Raw genomic sequence first — 20,084 nt, 5'->3', positions numbered from 1 at the left:
GTGGGAATGATTTCCGGGACTATTTGGCTTTCATCTTCAGATACGACTGATGCATGTCCGACGCCCAGCCATCGATCACGGCTTTCACGTCATCGGCCTTCATCACCTGGGAGTCGTTCTGCAGCGGTTTGCCGGTGCCTTTGCGCACGACCTGGGCCACGACCTTGTTATTGCCGCCATCGAGGAACACCGCTTCGGTGGCCAGGGTGGTTTCCTGATCGCGGATACCGCTGGCGGTACTGACCGCTGCTGCCACCAGGGCAATCGGGATCACTTCATAGGCATGCAGGCCTTCGGTCTTGCTGCTCACGGCAGTGATCGCCGCACGCACCACGATCACGCCCGGGCCAGGGCCGCTGGCCAATGGCAAGGATTTGCCCACCTCACGCTTGAGCGCCTGATCGTAGTAAGCGGTGATGCCATTGAGGGTCTGTTGCGGAATCTTCACGGTCGGTTGAGGTTTTGGGTAGAGCTGCGTCGGTTCGATATAGACGCTGGTGAACTTGTTGATATCGAGCTTGGGGTCGACCCAGCGCATCACCTCGGCCCCGGACGGTGACTTGGCCTCCTTGAGTTGACTGTAGTCCTTGAGAAACCCGGAGTACTCATCTGGAGCGACGGTTTTGCTGGAGCAACCCACCACGCCAAGAGTGGCAATGCACAGGGTGCTCATCATCACGGCTAGCTTCATGCTGTAACTCCTGTCAGAAGGCCTGATTTGTTGCATTGGGGAGTTACAGGTATAGCTAAAAACCCGCGAATTGCGATCAGAACACACAATATTGGCGCGGTGCCGTGTACCGGTTCACAACGGTCATTTGACAGATGCCGGGCATCCGGCAAAGCTGCATCGAGCTTGAACGCACGCCAGAAGGCCAATGCACCTGGACTACGGAAGTCGCAATGCCCAAGCATAAAAATAACGATGCACCGCGCCAGCCTGATGCTTCACCGACCTCGATTTCACGCTACCTGTTTCCTGTCACCATTGGTCTGCTGCTCGCGGCCGTGGCGGGGATCGGCTGGTTTCTGTTCAGCCCCGCTCCGGCACCGGTCAAAGTCGTGCCGGTCAGCACGCCTGTTGCGGTAGCGGCCAAACCTGCACCCACACTGCCCGCGTCCATGGTTGATGAACAGCAATGTCAGGGCTGTCACCAGGAACAGGTCAAGGACTGGCAAGGCTCCCATCATCAGTTGGCGATGCAACCGGCGAATGCCGAAACCATGCTCGGTGACTTCAACAATGTCACCTTCAAAGCCGAAAACGAATCCACCCGTTTCGCGCGCAAGGGCGACGAGTTCTGGGTCAATACACCTGGCGTCGACGGCAGGAACGCCGACTTCAAAGTCGCCTACACCTTCGGCATCGCGCCGCTTCAGCAATACCTGATCGAAGTCGGTGAAGGCCGCTTGCAGGCCCTAGGCGTCGCCTGGGATACCGAGAAAAACCGCTGGTTTCACCTCTACCCCGGCCAGGGCGTGAACTTCAAGAATCCGCTGCACTGGAGCAAGCCGAGCCAGAACGCCAACTTCATGTGCGTCGAGTGCCACACCACCGGGTTCAAACGCAATTTCGACGCGGCCAGCAACACCTTCACCAGCCACTGGAACAGCCTCGGCGTCGGTTGCCAGGCCTGTCATGGGCCGGCGTCGAATCATCTGCAATGGACGGCGAAGAAAACCGACCTGATTCACGCCGGCTTCGACGTCGATCTCAAGGACAAGAACGCCACCGTCGAGATCGAAACCTGCGCCCGCTGCCACGCTCGCCGCGCGCCGCTGGGCGATGGCTATACCGTCGGCAAACGGCTGATGGACGATTACCTGCCCAGCACCCTGACCCGCGAGCTGTATGCGCTGGACGGCAAGATCAAGGACGAAGTGTTCGAACACGGCTCCTTCGCCCAGAGCAAAATGTTCGACAAGGGCGTGCGCTGCAGCAACTGCCACAACCCTCACAGCACCGAGTTGAAAGCACCGGGCAACGCGGTGTGCCTGCAATGCCACAACAGCGCCGGCAAGACCTCGGTGGAAGGCGTCGACGGCCAGGGCCTGCAAGCGAAGAACTACGACAGTATCGAACACACCCGCCATACGATGGGTCAGCCCGGCTCGCAATGCGTGGATTGCCACATGCCTGGCAAGTTCTACATGGGCAACGACTTCCGGCATGACCACAGCTTCAGCATCCCCAACCCGGAGCGTGCGCAAAAGCTCGGCACGCCAGACGCCTGCCTGACCTGTCATCAGGGCAAGGCCGGCGACAAGGTCACCGCGCAATTCAAATTGTGGACTGCCTCGACCGAACCTCAAGCGCCGCGTTACGACGAGAGCCTGTGGCTGATTCGCAACGGCCAGCCCGGCGCCGCACAAGCGTTGTACGAGCAATTGCAGCGCAGCAACCTGCCGGCAATCCAGCGAGCGACATTGCTCGCGGAATTGCCACTCTATCCAAGTGAACAGGCGCTGAAACTGGCGACCACGGACCTGAAGCACCCGGCGCCACAGGTACGCGAAAGCGCGGTACGGGCGATCAGCGCGTTCCTGCCACCGCCAGAGCGCTTGCCGCTGTTGACGCCGTTGCTCGGTGATCCGGTGAAAGCAGTACGAATCGTCGCTGCGCGGGATCTGCTGAGTGTCGCCCGCAATGGCCTGGGCCCGGCTCAGGCCAATTGGGACGCGGCGATTGCCGAGTACGAAGCCGTGCAGAAGAGCCTGGCCGAACGTGCCGAAGCCAACCTGAACCTGGCGATGCTCTATCAGGCCAGCGGTCGCGGCTCGGAAGTTGAAGGGCTGTTGCGAACAGCGCTGAAACGCGACCCGGACTTCTACCCGGCACTGGTCACGCTGGTGCAATGGCTGGAGGCCAACGGTCGTGGCTCGGAGGCGCAGCAACTGCTCGATGCCAGCCTCAAGCAACACCCTGACGCGGCCCTGCTGCAGCACACCCGAGGCCTGTCACTGATTCGCGCGGGCAAGACCGCCGAGGCCATGTCGGCGCTTGGCAAAGCCGCACAACTGGAGCCACAGAACGCGCAATACGGTTACGTGCTGGCGGTGGCGCTGCATGACAGCGGCAAGGGGGATCAGGCGAACGAGCAACTGGAGAAACTGCTCAAGGTACAACCGGCGAACCGCAATGCGCGGTTGTCGCTGATTCAGTGGTATCTGGACAGCGGGCAGGAGCCGAAGGCGCAGGTGCTGTTGCAGGGGTGGAAGAGGATGAATATGGGGGATCCGGCATTGAAATGAAAACGGGCGGGAGCAACGCTTGGTTGCTCCCGCCCGATTGCGTTACCAGGTCGAAGTCTCTCCACTACGCAACGCCATCTCCCGCCGACTGTTAATCCGCATCGCCTTGATCAGCGAAACCGTGCCCACCAGCAGCAGCGCCGCGCCAAACAGGAAGTCGATGTTGTACAGCTGGAAATCCTGCACCGGCCCCACCAGCACCGTGCGCACCACGCCGATCCCCACCAGAGTGGCCAGGAAGTCGATCCCCGGCTCATCACGGTAGAACACCAGCAGCAACGGCAGGCACAACACCAGCAACATCAGCAGCACCACGACCTTGAACGCGCCTTTGCGCTCGACGCTGAACGCGCATTCGTGGTGGCCGTAGGCTTTGTAGTCCTCGTCGCGGACCATCACGTTTTTCTCGTTGATGTAGTCGGCGCGGTTGTACTTCTGGATCGGCGTAAAGGTGTTGGACATCTCCATCAGCGTGGTGATGCTCTTGAAGCGCAGGTCGACACGCTCGTTGCCCTTGAGGTAGTACAGGACTGGCTTGTAGCCGTAGCGATAAGTGTCGAAAGGAAACTCGGTGACCCGCCCCTGAACGCCGATCGGGCGCGACTCGAGTTGGGCGAAGGCACTCTTGTCAGTCGAGGCGAGGTTGCGACTCAGCGGCAGGACCTTCACTTGCTCAAGGAAGATCGGCGTGGCGCCGTAAGTCCACTGCAAAGGCTCCAGACGCAGACGCAGTTCGTTGCGGCCCAGGTCATAGCGGTTGAAGGTGCGTTCGGACACCACCACCGCACCGCTGAGCATGAACTCGCCGCGCAGGTTGTTGGTGATGCGCAAGGTCAACTGATCCTTGCCCAGCAGCGCCGCATCCGAGGACGGCGGCGTGCCGCACCACGCGGTGCTTTCGCCGACACCGCCGAGCTGACCGCCACGGCTTTCGTTGAATACGTAGATGTAACCGGCCCACAACGTCAGCATCAACAGCAACGCCGTCAGGCCCAAGATCTTCTTGCCCGCACTCACAAACAGACTCCCTTCTTCGTTCCGTCGTCCAGCCGAAAACCCGCTGGCGACGGGGACTCTACCAAAAGGCCACCATCGACCCAAGGAAAAATCCCCGATTTGTAAGGGTTCTAAGGGTTTCCCCTGTGCGGGCCTCGCGTCAACGCCGCCTGAACAACGGTCGCGGCTCGATGACGGAGCGCCCGTACAACACGCTCATCCCCGCCAACCCCTTGAGCGCATCCTCGGCGGATTTGTCCTCGCGCACCGCGAAGCTGTCGAACCCGCACTGGCGCATGTGGCTCAGTTGATCGCGCAGCACATCGCCAATCGCCCGCAATTCGCCTTTCCAGCCAAAACGGCTGCGCAGCAGATAAGCCTGACTGTAGGCGCGGCCGTCGCGAAAACTCGGGAAATCGAGGGCAATCAGCGGCAGCGATGCCAACCACGGCAGCAGGCTTTCGACACCGTCGTCCGGGCCCAGCCAGACAGCATGGGTCGAGGGTGATTCGAGCCAGTGGGCCAGCGGCAGAATCGACATGTCAGCGGCGCCATCCGTATCCGGTGAACGGATCAGCGTCCATGGATCGTCGAGCACAATCCGCGCCCCGCTCGCCTCCATCCGCAGCAGATTGTTCATGCCGACACCTCCAGCGTTTTCGGGTAGACCCGTTCCTTGAACGGCTCCAGCCCGATGCGCGCCACGGTATCGACAAACAGCTCTTCACTCTCGCGGTAGCGCACGAAGGTGCCGATGATCCGTTCGATCACCTGCGGCACTTCGGCAGCGCTGAACGACGGGCCGATGACTTTACCCAGCGCGCTGTTTTTGCCCTGCGACCCGCCGAGGGTGATCTGGTACCACTCGCTGCCGTTCTTATCGACGCCGAGAATCCCGATGTTGCCGATGTGGTGATGGCCGCAGGCGTTCATGCAGCCGGAAATGTTCAGGCTGATATCACCGAGGTCGTGCAGGTAATCGAGGTTGTCGAAACGCGCCTGAATCGCCTGGGCAATCGGAATCGACTTGGCGTTGGCCAGCGCACAGAAATCGCCACCGGGGCAGGCAATGATGTCGGTCAACAGGCCGACATTGGCAGCACCCAGCCCTTGCTCTTTCGCCAGTTGCCACAACGCGAACAGCTCGGACTTGGGCACATCCGGCAGAACGATGTTCTGCTCGTGGGCGATACGGATTTCGCCGAAACCGAAACGTTCGGACCAGTCGGCCACGGCAAGCATCTGCAGACCGGTGACGTCACCCGGTGCGGCGGCGATGCCCGGTTTTGTCGACAACACCACGCTGGTGTAGCCCGGCACCTTGTGCGGTTGCACGTTGCGCGCGACCCAGCGGGCGAACGCCGGGTTGTCGGCCAGGTACGTGCCGAAATCCAGATCGGTGCCCGCCAGCGTGCAGTAGTTCGGCGGCACAAAGGCGCTGGCAACCCGCAGGTATTCATCCTCGGTCAGTTGCGCCGGGCCATCCTTGAGGTGTTGCCATTCTTCTTCGACTTCCTTGGCGAACGCCTCGATACCCAGCGCCTTGACCAGAATCTTGATCCGCGCCTTGTACTTGTTGTCCCGTCGGCCGTGACGGTTGTAGACCCGCAGCACCGCCTCGACGTAGGACAGCAAGTGCTGCCACGGCAAACCGTCGCGGATCTGCAGACCGAGGATCGGCGTGCGCCCCAGACCACCGCCAACGATCACTCGCAGCAGCATCTGCCCGTCGCGGCCGGGGTAAAGGTAGAGGCCGATGTCGTGCATCATGATCGCCGCGCGATCCTGTTTCGCCGAGCAGATGGCGATCTTGAACTTGCGCGGCAGGAACAGGAATTCCGGGTTGATCGTCGACCATTGCCGCAGGATCTCCGCCAGCGGGCGCGGGTCGATCAACTCGTCTGCCGCGACCCCGGCGAAGGCTTCGGTGGTGATGTTGCGCACGCAGTTGCCCGAGGTCTGGATCGCATGCATGTTGACCTGCGCCAGACGTTCGAGAATGTCCGGCACCTCGTGCAGTTCGATCCAGTTGAACTGCATGTTCTGCCGCGTGGTGAAGTGGCCGTAGCCACGATCGTAGTCACTGGCAATGCTCGCCAGTGTGCGCATCTGTTCGGCGCTCAGCGTGCCGTAAGGAATGGCCACCCGCAGCATGTAAGCGTGCTTTTGCATGTACAGGCCGTTTTGCAGACGCAGCGGCAGGAACTCTTCTTCGCTCAACTCCCCGGCCATGAAGCGCTCGACCTGATCGCGAAACTGCGCAACGCGCTCGAACACCAGTGCCCGGTCGTAATCGTCGTATTGATACATCGGCTACCTCATCAGGAATGCACAGATTCCTGTGGGAACGGGCGAACCCGAGATAGCGCCAGTTCGCGTCTGGCGCTATCTCGGGTTCGCCCGTTCCCACAGTATTTCCCCTGACTATGGACGAACGGCGCAGTGCACAACAGATTCACCTGAACACATAAAAACCGTATCAGGGCGCGGCAGATGGCCGCAGGCAGCGCTTCGATCTGATCCGCACAAATGATCAATTCCTGAGCCTGTTTTGTTTCCGGTGGGGTTTCTACAGTGCAGCTCGTGCCAGACCGGGTGGCCTGGCAAGACTTTGCAACCGTGGAAGAATTGACCATGAGCACAGCAACAATCGGACAGGCTTATAACTACAAGGTCGTCCGCCAATTCGTCATCGCGACTGTTTTCTGGGGTGTCGTGGGCATGGCGATGGGGGTATGGATCGCCTCGCAACTGGTATGGCCGGACATGAATCTGGACCTGCCGTGGACCACCTTCGGCCGCTTGCGACCGTTGCACACCAGCCTGGTGATTTTCGGCTTCGCCGGCAGCGCGCAATTCGCCGCCAGTTACTACGCGGTGCAGCGGACCTGCCAGGTGCGACTGTACTCGGACAAACTCGCCGCGTTCACTTTCTGGGGCTGGCAATCGGTGATCGTGATCATGCTGGTCACCCTGCCGATGGGCTACACCACCACCAAGGAATACGCCGAGATCGAATTCTCCGGCGCGGTGTGGATGGCGGTGGTCTGGGTCGCGTATGCCGTGGTGTTCTTCACCACCGTGGTACAGCGCAAGACCAAACACATCTACGTCGGCAACTGGTTCTTCGGCGCGTTCATCCTGGTGATCGCCATGCTGCACGTGGTCAATCACCTGTCGATTCCGGTGGACTGGTTCAAGTCCTATCCGGTGTATTCCGGCGCCACCGACGCCATGGTGCAGTGGTGGTACGGGCACAACGCAGTGGGGTTCTTCCTGACCACCGGGTTCCTCGGGATGATGTATTACTTCGTGCCCAAGCAGGTGAATCGGCCGGTGTACTCGTACCGGTTGTCGATCGTGCACTTCTGGGCGCTGATCACCCTGTACATCTGGGCCGGCCCGCATCACTTGCACTACACCGCGCTGCCAGACTGGGCGCAGTCGCTGGGGATGGCGATGTCGCTGATTCTGCTGGCCCCGAGCTGGGGCGGGATGATCAACGGGATGATGACCCTGTCCGGCGCCTGGCATCAGTTGCGCACCGACCCGATCCTGCGTTTCCTCGTCCTGTCGCTGGCGTTCTACGGCATGTCGACCTTCGAAGGCCCGATGATGGCGATCAAGACCGTCAACGCCCTCTCCCACTACACCGACTGGACCATCGGCCACGTACACGCCGGCGCCCTCGGCTGGGTGGCGATGATCACCTTCGGCGCGACCTACCACATGGTGCCCAAGGTCTTCGGCCGCGAGCGGATGCACAGCACGCCGCTGATCAACCTGCACTTCTGGCTGGCGACCATCGGCACGGTGTTGTACATCGCTTCGATGTGGGTCAACGGCATCACTCAGGGTCTGATGTGGCGGGCGATCAACGAGGACGGCACGCTGACTTACTCGTTCGTCGAAGCGCTGCAGGCCAGCCATCCGGGGTTTGTCGTACGGTTTGCCGGTGGGGTGTTCTTCCTGACGGGCATGTTGCTGATGGCCTACAACGTATGGCGCACGGTGCGGGTGGCGGATGTTGCGATTGCCCACCGTGAAGCGCAGATCGCCTGATCAAGGGAGCCGGTCATGTTCGATGTTTTTTTGAATGTGTTGGGCGTGCTGTTTTTGTGGCTGTCGGTGGAGTATTGCTTGCGCCACGAAACGGCTGAAAGCCTGGATGATGCGAGTCTGACGCCGTTTGCCGATGATCCGGAGGTGGCTCGGCGGGTTGAGTTGGCTACGGGCAAGACTGTGAAGGCGGTGGCGCCGGAGGTGGCGAAGCCGGGGTGGGTCAACCTCGAAATGTAGTTGCACCCGATGATCGATCCCACACTGGGTGTGGGATCGATTTGGCCCTAGGTGCGATCGCGCGGAATCAGGCTCTGCAGTTGCTGCGCCAGAAAGTTCGCATCAAACACAAACGTATCCGGATCCTTCAACCCATTGGTCTTGCGCCACTGCCACTCCCCGCCCGGCAGCCCCACCAGCGAAATACTCCCGTACCGCGCCGCCGTCAGCCCCATCACCGCCAACGAAATCTGCCCGCCACTGCCCATCACATCCGGCACGAACTCCACCGGTTTGCCGGCGATCACGATGCTCAGTTTTTCAGTCTTGAAGGTTGACGTCTCAACCGGAATGCTCGGCCCGAACGCCACGTACGCCTCCCGACTCACCTCCAGCAAACCCGGCGCCTGCACCGGTGCCAGCCATTGCTGGATCTGCCCGAACAACTCAGTGATCCGTGTAGCCCAGGTCGCCGACTGGGTCTCGAACAATTGCTTCTTGTGCGCTTCGCTGTCGGCATAGTGGCGAAGCATTTCGCCCAGTTGCTGTACGTCGTCCATTGCGGTGTTCCTTCAAGGAAGCGGTGCTGCGGACTTTGAGCATGGCAGATGCCGAAGACGACCGTGCAAGTCATTTGCCTGCACGGTCGCCTCGTCAGCCATTGACGGACAGAAGGTCAGCGTTTGCGCAGGCGCGCCATGCTCAGGGTGTCGACCCATTGCCCGTCACGCACGGCGTAATCGCGGAACAGGCCCTCGGTTTCGAAACCGAACTTGCGATAGAGCCCGATGGCCGCCTCGTTGTCGGCGTACACCGAAAGCTCGACCCGGTGCAGGTTCATCCAGTTGTCCGCCACGTCCAGCGCCGTCGCCAACAGCTTCGAACCGACACCCTTGCCCTGCCACGCCACCGCAACGGCCATGCCGACACTGCCGGCGTGACTGCGGCGAATCCGTGAGAACTGTTCCAGCCCCAGATTGCCAATCACCACCCCCTGATGCAGCGCCACCAGTTGCACCACCCGCTCGTTGTCCGGCGCGAGGCGTTTGCGCCAGACCTCGGTGGTCTGAAACGGCATCTGCAACACCTGCCGGGTCACGGCCGGGTCGTTATAGAGCGCGGTGATGCCCTCGACGTGGGATTCGTTGAAACGTTCGAGGTGAATGGCGGGGTTGTGCTCAGGCATGAAAGATCCCTCCTGGATCAGTGCGTGGCCGGTCACTGTAAACCGGCGCAACTGATTCTGGCGAGACCTACTCGAACCACTCCTGTCGCTCATTGAACGTTCGCTGAATCAACTCAACCAACGTCTGCACCTCCCCCACCGATTCTGACTCCCTGTTCACCGCCAACCAAGCCTGCAACCGCATCGCCTCCCCAAACAACCCCGGCAACGCCACCAGCCCGCGATCAAACCGGCTCATGTACATCGGCAGCAAACCAATGCACGCGCTGCAGCGAATCATCTCCAGCATCAGCTCATAGGACTGCATCTGCACCACCCCGGCCAACCGCTGTTCGACCAGTTCGTTCCACGGCCGGAAGCTGTCGATCTGCCGATCATGCTGCCATTGCACCAGCATGAAATCGGCAAGGTCGTCGGGACTTTCCGGGCGTGCAGTCACGCGGGAGTAGCGTTTGGCGATGTGCGGCTGATATTCCAGTTGCGCGAGGCGTTGCGGTTCGCTGGTGGCGAAGGTCGGGCCGGGATGCGGGGTGTCGCCATGGGCGAGCCACAGCACGATGTCGGCACTGACCGCATGCAGGGCCAATTCGCTGTCGAGGGCGATGATCTCGAGGCGCACGCTGGCGTTGCGGCGCAGCAGTGCAATGAGGTCTCGGCCGAGGATGTCGTGCAGGATCGACTCGGCGACGGCCAGCCTTATCAGCGGCTGCTCGATCACCGGCAGTTTGCGCTCGTGGGCCAGGGCAACCAGTTGCGCCTGCAATTGCTGGCCTTCGCGGGTCAGGGTCAAGGCACTGCCCTGGAAGCTGAACAGCGCGCATTGCAGTTGCTGTTCAAGCTGCGCCAGTTGTTTGCGCAGCAGGGTCGAGCGCACGTTGAGGCTGCGGGCGGCCTGCATGAAGCAGCCGCAACGGGCGCTGACCAGAAAGTATTGGGCGACGTCGCCGTCGAGGGTCGCGGCGTGCGCCGGCCAGGGTTCTTCCTTGTCCCGGGGCCAGCGGAAATCGGCGCTGCTCTGTCGTGCTGCGGGTTCGGTGAATGACATCGATGACTCCCTGTCGATCTTTGTTTTGGTGTGCAGCGCTTAAGGTTTGGTCTCCAGCACCTTGTTGAGCTCGGCCCCGTCGATGCTCAGGGTCGCGGTGTTGAGCATGCCGTCCAGATACGCTTGGGCGATCTGTTCCTGACGCTGGGCACGCAAGGCCTGAGTCAGTTGGTCGCGCAACTCGTCGAGGGTCGCGGTGCGGGCCGGTTGTTGTTCGGTGAGTTTGATCACGTGAAACCCGGCGCTGCTTTGCACCGGTTCGGAGACCGCGCCGACCTTGAGCCGCGCCACCGCACCACGCACTTCCGGCACCAGCTGCTGCAACGGTTGCAGGCCGGTATCGCCGCCGCGTTCAGCGGTGAGGCGATCCTGGGAAAACTCCTTGGCCAACGCCGCGAATTCTGCTGGGGTCGACTGCGCCTTCTTGCTCAACTCCGCCGCCTGCTTGCGCACAGCGTCAAGATTCTGCGGCTCATTCACGCCGAGGAAAATCTGGCTGACCCGATACAGCGCCGGCGTCTGCCAATTGGCCTTGCCCGCGTCATACGCCTGCTGCAACTCGGCAGCACTCGGGTAATCCGCCGGTACTTTGCTCACCGACTGCAAATAGTCGCGGAACACGATCTGCTCGGTGGCTGCACGGGTCTGCCGTACCACGTCCGGACGCTGCGCCCAGCCTTGGGCATCGGCCTGTTCCAGCACGGCTTTTTCGGCCAGGCGTGAGCGAATCCAGCGCTCCAGCGCTTCACGATTGCCACGCAGTTGCTCGCGAGTCTGCGGCGGTACGGCCGCCAGCAGCGCCTGCAACTCCTCCGGCGACACCTGCTGATTGCCCAGCCGCGCCACCGCCGGCCCGGCATTCGCCGCAATGACCGGCGCCGGTTGCTGGGCGGCGACCGGGTCATTGCCCGGCCGCACCACCAGCGCCACGGCCACCACCAACAGCGCCACCGCAGCGGCGCTGATTACCATGGCAGGTTTCGTCACAGCGCGACTTCCTCTTGCTCAACCTTTGGAGCCTGGGCGGCAGCAGCGTTCTGGGTGAAGTCACGCAGGTAAACGATGAATTCCTGAAGCAGGCGATCCCACAATTCCAGGTTGCCGCGCAGGTAATCGCTGCTGACGCCAGCGGCCACCACCACGTCCATTTCCATCACCAGAAACTCGCCCTGCAACGACAACCGGGCAAAGCGACGGGTCGCGTTCCACTGCTCGGCCACACCCGCCGGTAGCTCACCCTGCACGCGCAAGGCGCAGCTGAAGGTGAAGTCGACGTAGCTGCCCTGCTCCGCCACCGCCGGGTTGCCGAAGCGCACCGCGTAACCGATGCCTTGACTGGCGCTGAGCAACTGGACGATGCCGTTCTGTTCGGTCTGGTTGACGCGATAACCGGCGGCTTGCAGTACGTCGGTCAGGGATTGCGGGGAGACGTGGGAGATCAATTGAGTCATTACTTCTTCCTTGTTTATGAGTCTTTTAATCAGTGCGCGATCGCGGCTTGCGGCGCATCGAATTGAGTCTTGTACAGTTCATCGCCGAAGCCCTGAGCCAGTTCATCGAACTTGACCCGGGCGCTGCCGGCGAAGGGCTGGCGGATTTTCATTACCTCGGCCACATCGATGTTTTCGTAGGCGGTGAGAATCTGCTTGGCCACGCCGTACATCTGCTGATTCTTGACCGAACATTGCTGCACTTGTGTGTCACGTTCAGTCAATTGCGCTTGAAGCTTAGACCGTTCTGCCTCTTTGGCACGGGCCATGACCAGTAGCTCGTCATAGGCCTTTTTGAACTTGCCGGTCTGCTCGTTACTCGCCGCCACCTGTGCCTGAGCCTGGCTGTGCAGACTTTGCTGCTGCCCGGCCAGTTGCTCGGCGACGCCTTTGGCCTTGGCCAGTTCGGCGGTCAACTGCTTGATTTGCGCCTGCGCTGCCTTGGCTTCGTTCTGCGCCGCCAGCTGCGCGGCGCTGGCCTGGGCCTGCTGGCTTTGCAGGGTTTGCAGCTGCTGGGTGGTGCTGCGCAACTGAGTGCGCAGACGTTCCTCCATGCCTTCGGCGCTGGCCCCGCTGGCGACTATCAAGCCCAGACCCAACACTAAAAATCGCGCGTTCATAACCCTCTCCCGGCGCCTTAGAAGCGCGTGTTGATCTCGAGCTGCAAGACGTCGATGTCGAACGGCGCGCCATACACCGCCTCGGTGCTCATCCAGCGGCCGGTGGCGTAGACGTTCTTCGCCAGACCGTAGTTGCCACCCAGGAAATAGCCCTTGGCGTTGGTGCCGCCGAGGTGGAACGACGAGTCGTTGAAACCGTCCGGCAAGGCGTCAGGCTGGATGTACTTGTAGCCGGCGAACATATTCCAGTCGCCCTGCTTCTTCAGCTCCAGCGCGCTGCCGAGGGTGAACTGGACCATCCACGCATTGGCGCCGCTTTCGATGTTGCCGTTGCTGTCGAGGTTGTTGACCAGTTGCCCGGCCGCACGCTTGCGCATGTCGCCTTCGTCGTAGCCGAGGTTGTGGATGTAGTTGCCCTGGGTGCGCAGCTTGAAGTCTTCCGGCAGGTCGGCGTCCCACACGAGATTCAGGTCCAGCAGGTTGAACTCCGAAGCCAGGCCAACGAATTGCGGCTGCGGCGTGGTGCTCGGGTTGAGCGGGTTCGGCGTGATGTCACGCAGCAGGAACACGCTGTTGCCCTTCTGCATGAACGCCGCACGCGTACCGTCGCTGTCGCAGCCCGGCGCGCCGGCCCAAGGCTCGCAAGGGCTGGAGCGCTGGCCCTGGATGTCCTGGAAGCGGTAGTAAGCCAAAGCACCTTTCAAGCGGTTGTTGCTGTTGATCGCCCACTTGGCGCCGACCTGCCCGCCATAAAGCCACTTGTTGTCGCTTTCTTCCTTGTCGAAGCCGTTGCTGGTGGTGGTGTCGTTGGTGTAGTCCACCGGGAACGCGCCGATGGTGCCGAACACGCCCCAGTCGCTGCTGAGTTTGTGGTCGAAAATCACCGCCACGCCGTCGAAGTTCAGGTCGTTGGAATACAGCATGTCGGTGGACATGAACGGGTTGGCGAACCGGCCACCGGTCAGGGTCAGCTCATCCGATGGTTTCCAGGTCAGGTAACCCTGATCGAGCCAGATGTCTTTCTTGGCGAAGCCGCCGCCAAGGCTCTGGGTGGTCGACACCGGGTTATTGTCCGAGCCGGTGCCGATGCGGATGCCGGCAGTCCATTCCGGCGAAATCACCGCTTTCATGCCCAGTCGGGCGCGCAGGCGGAACAGGTTGGTACGGTCTTCACGGGTGTTGAGCAACGGCGGCAATGCGGTGCTGCTGTTGGGGTTCACGTCGTACGGGCCGTTGTTGTTGAGTTTGGCGAAGTCGACGATTTCGTTGCTGTTGCTGCCCGAGTAGTAGCGCGACTCGTCACGCAGACGAATATCGCCGTCGAAGCTGATGCGCGACGCCCAGTCCGGGAAGGTGTTGGGCGCGGCCCAGTTTTCTTGCTTGGCGGTGGCCATGACCTCTGCCTTGACCTGATCACGGATCTGGTCGCGCACCGCGGCCGGCACGTATTGCACCCGCACATCGCCCGGTGCGGCGACCGGCCCGGCCGCCACGGCGGTAGACGCCGCAGCCTGCTTGGCCTGGGCCGCTTCGTTCTGGGCCTGGGCGATCAGTGCGTCAGCCTTGTCCTGTTTCAGAATGCCCTGCTCGACCAGCAAGCGGATCAGATTGATCGTGGCGTTCTCCGAGGGCGCAGGCGCTGCCGCGGCCTGACCGACCAGGGTCGCGATGACCATGCCGACCGCCAGGGACAATCGATTCACGTTGGAAATCATCTGCACACAACTCCTTTTCATACAGCTTTATGAATTCGGTTAACCCGGACGCCGCCCTTGCAGGGACATGCGCACAGGCAAGGTGATGGAGGCCGGCGGCCGTTCGCTCAGGTGCGGCGCGTTACGCAAGGCGGCCAGCACCTGACTGTCGATCTCGGGGTTGCCGCTGGACTTGATCAGCTCGACCCGGGTGATCTCGCCGACGCTGCTCAGCCACACATCGGCCTGCAGCGAAAACGCGAGGTTGCGCAGGTCGGGGTTCTCGCGCAGCAGCTTCTGGAAGGTGAACGCGAGGAACTGGCTGTAGGTGCCGTTGCCCACGCGCCCACCACCGGCACCCGCCATGCCGCCGCCCTTGCCCGCACCGATGTTGAAGGCGTCGTTGCCGCTCTGGGCGTCGCCGTCCATTTGCATCGGGTTGGCCAGGTCGTCCGCCGGCGATGGCGGTGCTTCTTCCTCGGGCTTGACCTCTTGTGGCTCGGGTGTCGGCTCGGGCTCGACGATTTTTTCTTCCACCGGGGTTTCCGGCTCCGGTGGTTTTTCCGGCGGCGGAGGTGGCGGTGCCGGCAACGGGATGATCGTCGGCACTTTCGGCGCTTCGCGGCGAATGCCGCTCATGTCGTTGGCCCACTGCCACAGGAACCACGCGGCGAGTGCGGCGAGAACCAGCCCGGCGCCCCACTTCGCATAGCGCAAGGGCGACGGCTTCACCGGCAGCGGTTCGATCGGAAGTTGTGCGGTCATGACTCAGCCCTGACTCGGTTTGCCGGTGACGAGACCGACCTGGGACAGTTCGAGCCGGCGCAGCAGATCCAGCACTTCGATGACCTTCTGGTACTGCACCGTAGCGTCACCGCGCACGATCACCGGAAAGTCCGGGTTCTGTGCCTTCTCGATGCGCAGGCGCTCTTCCAGCTCCGGCAGGGTCACCGGGTAGGCGTCGAGGAACACCTGGCCGCCGTCGTTGACCGAAATCGCCTTGGTCTTGGCCTCGGACAGCGACACGGCGGCGCTGGCCTTGGGCAAGTTGATCTGGATCCCGGAGACCTGCGCGGTGGCGGTGAGGATGAACATCACCAGCACCACCATCAGCACGTCCACCAGTGGCGTGATGTTGATGCTGTCCACTGCGGCATCTTCGTCATCGTCGTGGGAGGCATTTACGGACGCCATGTCAGTGCTCCTCAGGCCGGTACGGAATGGTTGGCGTGATGACCGCGCTGATGCGCCGCTTCACTGGACTGGCCTTCGCCGTGCATCTCCGCCAGACGGGTGATGAACTCGTCGACGAACACGCGCATGTCGGCGCTGACTTCCTTGTTGCGGGTGATCAGGCGGTTGTAGCCAAACAGCGCCGGGATCGCGACGAACAGGCCCATGGCGGTGGCCAGCAAGGCTGCGGCCATACCTGGGGCGATAGCGTTGATGTTGACGTCGCCGGCCATGGCCGTGCCGAGGAACACCACCATGATCCCCAGCACGGTGCCGAGCAGGCCGATGTACGGGCCGCCGGCGATAGCGTTGGACAGGGTCGAGAGTTTCGAACTCAGTTGCTGGTTTTCCCGGGTGCGCACGCCGTCCATGGAGCAGCGGATGGCTTCGATGGTCGCCGCCGAAACCGACGAAGTATCGGCGCCCTGTTCGCGGCGGGTACGAATCTCTTTCACCGCCACTTGGTACAGGTGCCACAGCGGCGAGTGCTGCAAACGCTGGGCGAGTTGCGCGTCGTCCGCGAACATCTCCAGGCGCGTGCCAACCTTGGCGAATTGCACGCGGAAGTCTTCGTTGGCCGCAGTGACACGGCTCAGGGTGCGGTTCTTGCGCAGCATGATGATCCACGACTGGAACATCATCAGCACCAGCACCGCGATGATCACCCAGGCGTCCACCGGCACGGCGTTGAGCAGGAAGCCGAGGCTGCCGAAACCGAAACCGGACTGTTCTTCATCGACACCGTAAGCCACCAGTTTCGACTCGGCGCCTTGGGAAGTGGCGTCGGCCAGCAACAGCGGCGCCGGACGGGCGACTTTCGACAGGCGCAGTTCATCGATGGCGCCCACGAACGGCTGGAAAGGACCTTCGTGCAAATCGGCGCCAATGGCCATGACCGAATTGAACGCCGGCATCGCCTGGGCCAATGCCGCGCCTTCGCGACCGTTGATGTACAGCGTCACTTTCGCGCCTTCGGCGGTCAGCGCAACGTGCTGCCATTGGCCCGGATTCAGCGGTTGTGTGGCCACAGCGCGCTGGCCGTCGATTTCCACGAACGGCACGCCCTGATTCACACCGACCAGCAGGCTGTTGGCGCCTTCGCGGCGGGCCAGGATCAGTTGCTCGCCGTTGGCCTGATCCAGTCTCAGCCAGGCACTGAAGGTGAACGCGCTGCCAGCGTTATGTTGCAGCGACGGGCTGGCCGGCAGCAGCAACGGCTGACCGCTGAACTGCAAGGCCCGCCCTACTACGCCGTCGATGGCGGCGCCGGTCGCGCTCTGCGCGGTGTTGCCGTAGGCAGTGGTGTCTTTCGCCGGGGTGCCGGTGGCGCCTTCGAAGTGATAGAGCGCGGTGTAATTCGGATCGAATGTGAGCTGACCGTTGCCGGTCGCCGGGGCCTTCTGGTTGCCGTAGTACATCCAGATGTCCTGGCGCTGACCGCCCTCGACATTCGGCACATCGACCCAGATCAGCGACATGCCCATCAGCGCATCGAAGCTTTCGATCTGGTGGTTGAGCACGGTCTTGTCATCGGCCGCGACGAAGCGCAGGTCCGAGCCGTCCTCTTTCACGCCATCAAACGTGAAGTTGCCGGTGTGCAGACGCACCAGCAGCGCGGTGCGGCCGAGGGCCTGATTGATCCCGGCGCCCTGCGGCGTGGTGTCGACGGCGATCTGTTTGCGGTAATGCCAGTCGTCCTGCCACCAGGCCTGAGCCGTGGCCGGGAGCACGAAGCCCAGGCAGATCAACAACGAAAGGAAGAGGCGCTGCATGGAAGTGCTCCTTGTTAGAAAGTGGCCTGAAGGTTGAAGTGCAGGCGCGATTCCTGTTTCGAGGTGTTCGGCCCTTCGAGTAGCGGGTAGCCCCAGTCGACGCTGCCGGACAGCCATTTGCTCAGGCTGGCGCGGGTGCCGAGGCCGACACTGGCCAGGGCATAACTGGCGTCCTGGTCCGGCAGTTCGTCGCGCAGATAGAGTTGCGCGCCTTCTGCGAAGGCGTAGAAGCGCCAGTCCTGCATCCAGGTGCCGGCGTACTTGGCCAGCGACGGTGTGCGGACTTCCTGACTGAGCAGCACGCCGTCATCACCGGTGCGTTCGGCGGCCAGATAGCCACGTACCGAGGTCGCGCCGCCGGCAGAGAATTGTTCGTTGGAAACCAGTGGCCCCGACGCCAGTTGGAACGCGGCTTTGCTCGCGCTCTGCCAGTCGCTGTCGAAGGTCCAGGTGAAGTTGGTATCGCCCTTGAGCACGGCGAAACTCGGGTTGGCGCGGTAGCGTTTGTAGTCGAACTCTTCGTCGGAGCTGCCGTAGCCGAAAATGCTGCGGGTGGCCGCGACCAGGCTCAGGCCGAGGCCGAGCTGGCTCTTTTCGGTGTAGCGATAGCCGTTGTAGGCGAAGGTGAACGGCGCGTATTTCAGCGGCACCTTGTCGCTCTCGCCGGACAGGGTCAGGCGTTCGTCGAAGTCCTTGAAGTCGATGCCGGCCGACAGCGAGTTCGACCAGTTGCCGCTGGACGGGATCGTGTAGATCGCCGACACGCCGTAGGAATGGCCCTTGCCGAGCACGTTGCTGCCGCCGATGGTGGCGACGTTGCTGTCGGACTGGTAACCGGAGAACTGCACGCTCCAGCGCTCGGTCAGCGGCGCGGTGTACGAGCCCGACCAGACCTTGGCGTTGTCGGTGTCCTGCGGCGCGGTGAAGAACGTCAGGTTGACGCTGTGGCCGAGCTGCCAGAGGTTGTTGTAACCGAGGCTGGTGACGGCGCGGAGTTTTTCGGTATCGGCGCTGTAGTCGTTGTTCAGCCCCACGCTGGCGGTCCACGGGTTCTGGTCTTCGACTTGCAGGTCCACGTCCATGGTGCCGGGGCGCTGGCCTTCGCGAACCAGCGGCATCACCTGCCGGCCCGGGGTCTTGTTGAGTTGCGCCAGTTCGCCCTGGACCTTGGCAAAGTCCGGCACCTCGCCTTCCTTCAGCGCCGGGACGTTGTCGCGAATATCCAGCGGCGAATAGTGTTTGGCGCCGACCACCCGCACCCGGCCGACCTTGGTTTCGCTGACTTGCAGGTAGACGATGCCGTCGGCCACCGCTTGCTCCGGCAGTTCAACGAACACCGATTGATAGCCGCGTTCCTGATAGACCTTCTGCAGGGCGTCCCGCGCGCCTTCGATGTCGCTCAAGGCTTTTTGCGGGCCGAGAAACGGATACACCGCTTCTTCGATCGCCCGCGCATCGAGCACGGTGTTGCCGCGCACGAAGTATTCGTTGACGTCCACCAGACGCTGCGCCGCTGTGTTTTCGGCCTCCTCGGCGAACGCCGGCTGCGCGCCGGCCGTCACCAGCAGCCAGCCCCACAGCGCCAGCCGTGACGTGAAAATCTGATCCACACTACCCCCTGAAATTCGCGATGACCTGTTGGCGCTCATGCGCCTTGCGTGTGCGTCAGTTACTGGCGTTCTTGATTGCTGAAGTGCACGCCCCGGTGTGTTTGCCCAGCCAGGTGTGCAGCAGCGCAAAGTTCAAGGAGAACTCGGGCATTTGCAGCAGCGCGCCGCAGAACACTTCACCGATGATTTTCTGGATGAGCTGCACCGCACGCGGCTCGTTGAGCAGCATGGCGATGTCGCGACTGAGGACGTTGAAGCTCCAGACTTTCTGATTCAGGCCCAGGCCGACGAACCAGCGGAACAGCAGGTTGTAATTGAGCTGTTCGTAGAGCTGCTGCTCGCTGGGCACCGAATACAGCAGTTGCAGGAGCAGGATGTGCATGACCGTTTGCGCCGGGATCAGCATGCCGGGCTGGGCGTTGAGGTCGTGCAGAAGATCGCTGTGAGCGTCGAACAGGTCGTCGATCTGCGGGCGCAGCAGCACCAGCGAATGCCCTGGGGGAATGTAGCTGGAGACCTCTTTCAAGGCGCCCTGCCAGTCATCCTGCGACACGATCCAGACCCACGGCGCGCCGTAGCGATACACCGAAACCGGCTTCTTGCGCGCGGCTTCGACGATCTTCGACAGGCGTTGATCGAGTTCCTGCATGCCCACTTTCGAGTAGCGTTCCATAGTCCCCATTGCCTCACTCCCGGCGTCCCGCCTCGGCTTGTGAAAAGCGCCCAAAGGGCCCCTCAAGCGCGTTACATAGGCATGACCGGACTGGCGATGTGCTACCGAACTTTTGTCATAAAAGCTTCATTACAGAAATCCAGTGAGGGTTGAGGAAGCTGCAGCAACACCGCGAAACAGGAAATTTCAGCGCTGCATTTAGGAAACGTCCTAACGCCAGGTCAGGGGCCGCCCG

The 20,084-nt window shown here is 62.0% G+C and carries 19 protein-coding genes; 3 read left to right on the top strand and 16 right to left on the bottom strand.

Annotated features, from left to right (window positions below):
• Positions 1 to 19 precede the first annotated feature (19 nt).
• Positions 20 to 691, bottom strand: coding sequence for a DUF3313 domain-containing protein (locus tag AC1RMX_RS04155; protein ID WP_096820241.1), 672 nt, complete (start codon positions 689 to 691; stop codon positions 20 to 22).
• 212 nt (positions 692 to 903) lie between these two features.
• Here AC1RMX_RS04155 and AC1RMX_RS04150 point away from each other — a divergent pair, with 212 nt between their 5' ends.
• A complete protein-coding gene (locus tag AC1RMX_RS04150; RefSeq protein ID WP_493070581.1) occupies positions 904 to 3,252 on the top strand; it encodes a tetratricopeptide repeat protein in 2,349 nt (782 codons plus the stop codon).
• A gap of 42 nt (positions 3,253 to 3,294) precedes the next feature.
• Here AC1RMX_RS04150 and AC1RMX_RS04145 read toward each other — a convergent pair whose 3' ends face one another.
• The 3 genes from AC1RMX_RS04145 to AC1RMX_RS04135 all read right to left on the bottom strand — a co-directional run bounded on the left by AC1RMX_RS04145 (position 3,295) and on the right by AC1RMX_RS04135 (position 6,558).
• A complete protein-coding gene (locus AC1RMX_RS04145) occupies positions 3,295 to 4,269 on the bottom strand; it encodes a hypothetical protein (RefSeq protein ID WP_493070579.1) in 975 nt (324 codons plus the stop codon).
• Between the two features lie 139 nt (positions 4,270 to 4,408).
• Positions 4,409 to 4,888 carry a DUF934 domain-containing protein gene (locus AC1RMX_RS04140; RefSeq protein WP_096820238.1) on the bottom strand — a complete coding sequence of 160 codons (480 nt, stop codon included), beginning with the start codon at positions 4,886 to 4,888 and terminating at the stop codon, positions 4,409 to 4,411.
• Positions 4,885 to 6,558 (bottom strand): nitrite/sulfite reductase, encoded by a 1,674-nt coding sequence (locus AC1RMX_RS04135; RefSeq protein ID WP_493070577.1) that lies wholly within the window; start codon positions 6,556 to 6,558, stop codon positions 4,885 to 4,887. Before AC1RMX_RS04135 ends, AC1RMX_RS04140 begins: the two co-directional genes overlap by 4 nt.
• A 324-nt stretch (positions 6,559 to 6,882) precedes the next feature.
• Between AC1RMX_RS04135 and ccoN the strand changes: the two genes are divergently transcribed.
• Both ccoN and AC1RMX_RS04125 read left to right on the top strand, forming a co-directional pair.
• Positions 6,883 to 8,310, top strand: a complete 1,428-nt coding sequence (gene ccoN / locus AC1RMX_RS04130) for a cytochrome-c oxidase, cbb3-type subunit I (protein ID WP_096821819.1) — start codon at positions 6,883 to 6,885, stop codon at positions 8,308 to 8,310.
• A gap of 15 nt (positions 8,311 to 8,325) precedes the next feature.
• A complete protein-coding gene (locus AC1RMX_RS04125) occupies positions 8,326 to 8,547 on the top strand; it encodes a cbb3-type cytochrome c oxidase subunit 3 (RefSeq protein ID WP_493064741.1) in 222 nt (73 codons plus the stop codon).
• A gap of 47 nt (positions 8,548 to 8,594) precedes the next feature.
• On the opposite strand, the gene AC1RMX_RS04120 is transcribed toward AC1RMX_RS04125, so the two are convergent.
• The 12 genes from AC1RMX_RS04120 to AC1RMX_RS04065 form a co-directional block, all read right to left on the bottom strand.
• Entirely contained in the window at positions 8,595 to 9,086 is a 492-nt protein-coding gene (locus AC1RMX_RS04120; protein ID WP_096821817.1) for a hypothetical protein, read from the bottom strand.
• Between the two features lie 116 nt (positions 9,087 to 9,202).
• Positions 9,203 to 9,712, bottom strand: a complete 510-nt coding sequence (locus AC1RMX_RS04115) for a GNAT family N-acetyltransferase (RefSeq protein ID WP_493070574.1) — start codon at positions 9,710 to 9,712, stop codon at positions 9,203 to 9,205.
• Between the two features lie 67 nt (positions 9,713 to 9,779).
• Positions 9,780 to 10,757 (bottom strand): LysR family transcriptional regulator, encoded by a 978-nt coding sequence (locus AC1RMX_RS04110; protein WP_493070572.1) that lies wholly within the window; start codon positions 10,755 to 10,757, stop codon positions 9,780 to 9,782.
• A gap of 39 nt (positions 10,758 to 10,796) precedes the next feature.
• Entirely contained in the window at positions 10,797 to 11,744 is a 948-nt protein-coding gene (locus AC1RMX_RS04105) for a peptidylprolyl isomerase (protein WP_493070570.1), read from the bottom strand.
• On the bottom strand, positions 11,741 to 12,208 hold the full coding sequence (locus AC1RMX_RS04100) for a YbjN domain-containing protein (RefSeq protein WP_007955105.1): 468 nt from the start codon (positions 12,206 to 12,208) through the stop codon (positions 11,741 to 11,743). The genes AC1RMX_RS04105 and AC1RMX_RS04100 overlap by 4 nt, the downstream gene beginning before the upstream one ends.
• A 29-nt stretch (positions 12,209 to 12,237) precedes the next feature.
• Entirely contained in the window at positions 12,238 to 12,867 is a 630-nt protein-coding gene (locus AC1RMX_RS04095; RefSeq protein WP_096821813.1) for a DNA repair protein, read from the bottom strand.
• Between the two features lie 17 nt (positions 12,868 to 12,884).
• Positions 12,885 to 14,582: a putative porin gene (locus tag AC1RMX_RS04090; protein ID WP_493070568.1), complete on the bottom strand. Its 1,698-nt coding sequence runs from the start codon at positions 14,580 to 14,582 to the stop codon at positions 12,885 to 12,887.
• A gap of 39 nt (positions 14,583 to 14,621) precedes the next feature.
• On the bottom strand, positions 14,622 to 15,326 hold the full coding sequence (locus AC1RMX_RS04085; RefSeq protein WP_493070566.1) for an energy transducer TonB family protein: 705 nt from the start codon (positions 15,324 to 15,326) through the stop codon (positions 14,622 to 14,624).
• A gap of 3 nt (positions 15,327 to 15,329) precedes the next feature.
• Positions 15,330 to 15,755 (bottom strand): ExbD/TolR family protein, encoded by a 426-nt coding sequence (locus AC1RMX_RS04080; RefSeq protein ID WP_096821810.1) that lies wholly within the window; start codon positions 15,753 to 15,755, stop codon positions 15,330 to 15,332.
• A gap of 11 nt (positions 15,756 to 15,766) precedes the next feature.
• Positions 15,767 to 17,566 (bottom strand): DUF2341 domain-containing protein, encoded by a 1,800-nt coding sequence (locus tag AC1RMX_RS04075; protein ID WP_493070564.1) that lies wholly within the window; start codon positions 17,564 to 17,566, stop codon positions 15,767 to 15,769.
• A gap of 14 nt (positions 17,567 to 17,580) precedes the next feature.
• Positions 17,581 to 19,176 carry a ShlB/FhaC/HecB family hemolysin secretion/activation protein gene (locus AC1RMX_RS04070; protein ID WP_493070562.1) on the bottom strand — a complete coding sequence of 532 codons (1,596 nt, stop codon included), beginning with the start codon at positions 19,174 to 19,176 and terminating at the stop codon, positions 17,581 to 17,583.
• 55 nt (positions 19,177 to 19,231) lie between these two features.
• Positions 19,232 to 19,849 carry a transposase gene (locus tag AC1RMX_RS04065; RefSeq protein ID WP_371858329.1) on the bottom strand — a complete coding sequence of 206 codons (618 nt, stop codon included), beginning with the start codon at positions 19,847 to 19,849 and terminating at the stop codon, positions 19,232 to 19,234.
• Positions 19,850 to 20,084: the final 235 nt, after the last annotated feature.

This window comes from Pseudomonas sp. GW822-FHT03F04, from assembly GCF_058801405.1.
This window is presented reverse-complemented; position numbering and strand designations above follow the sequence as displayed.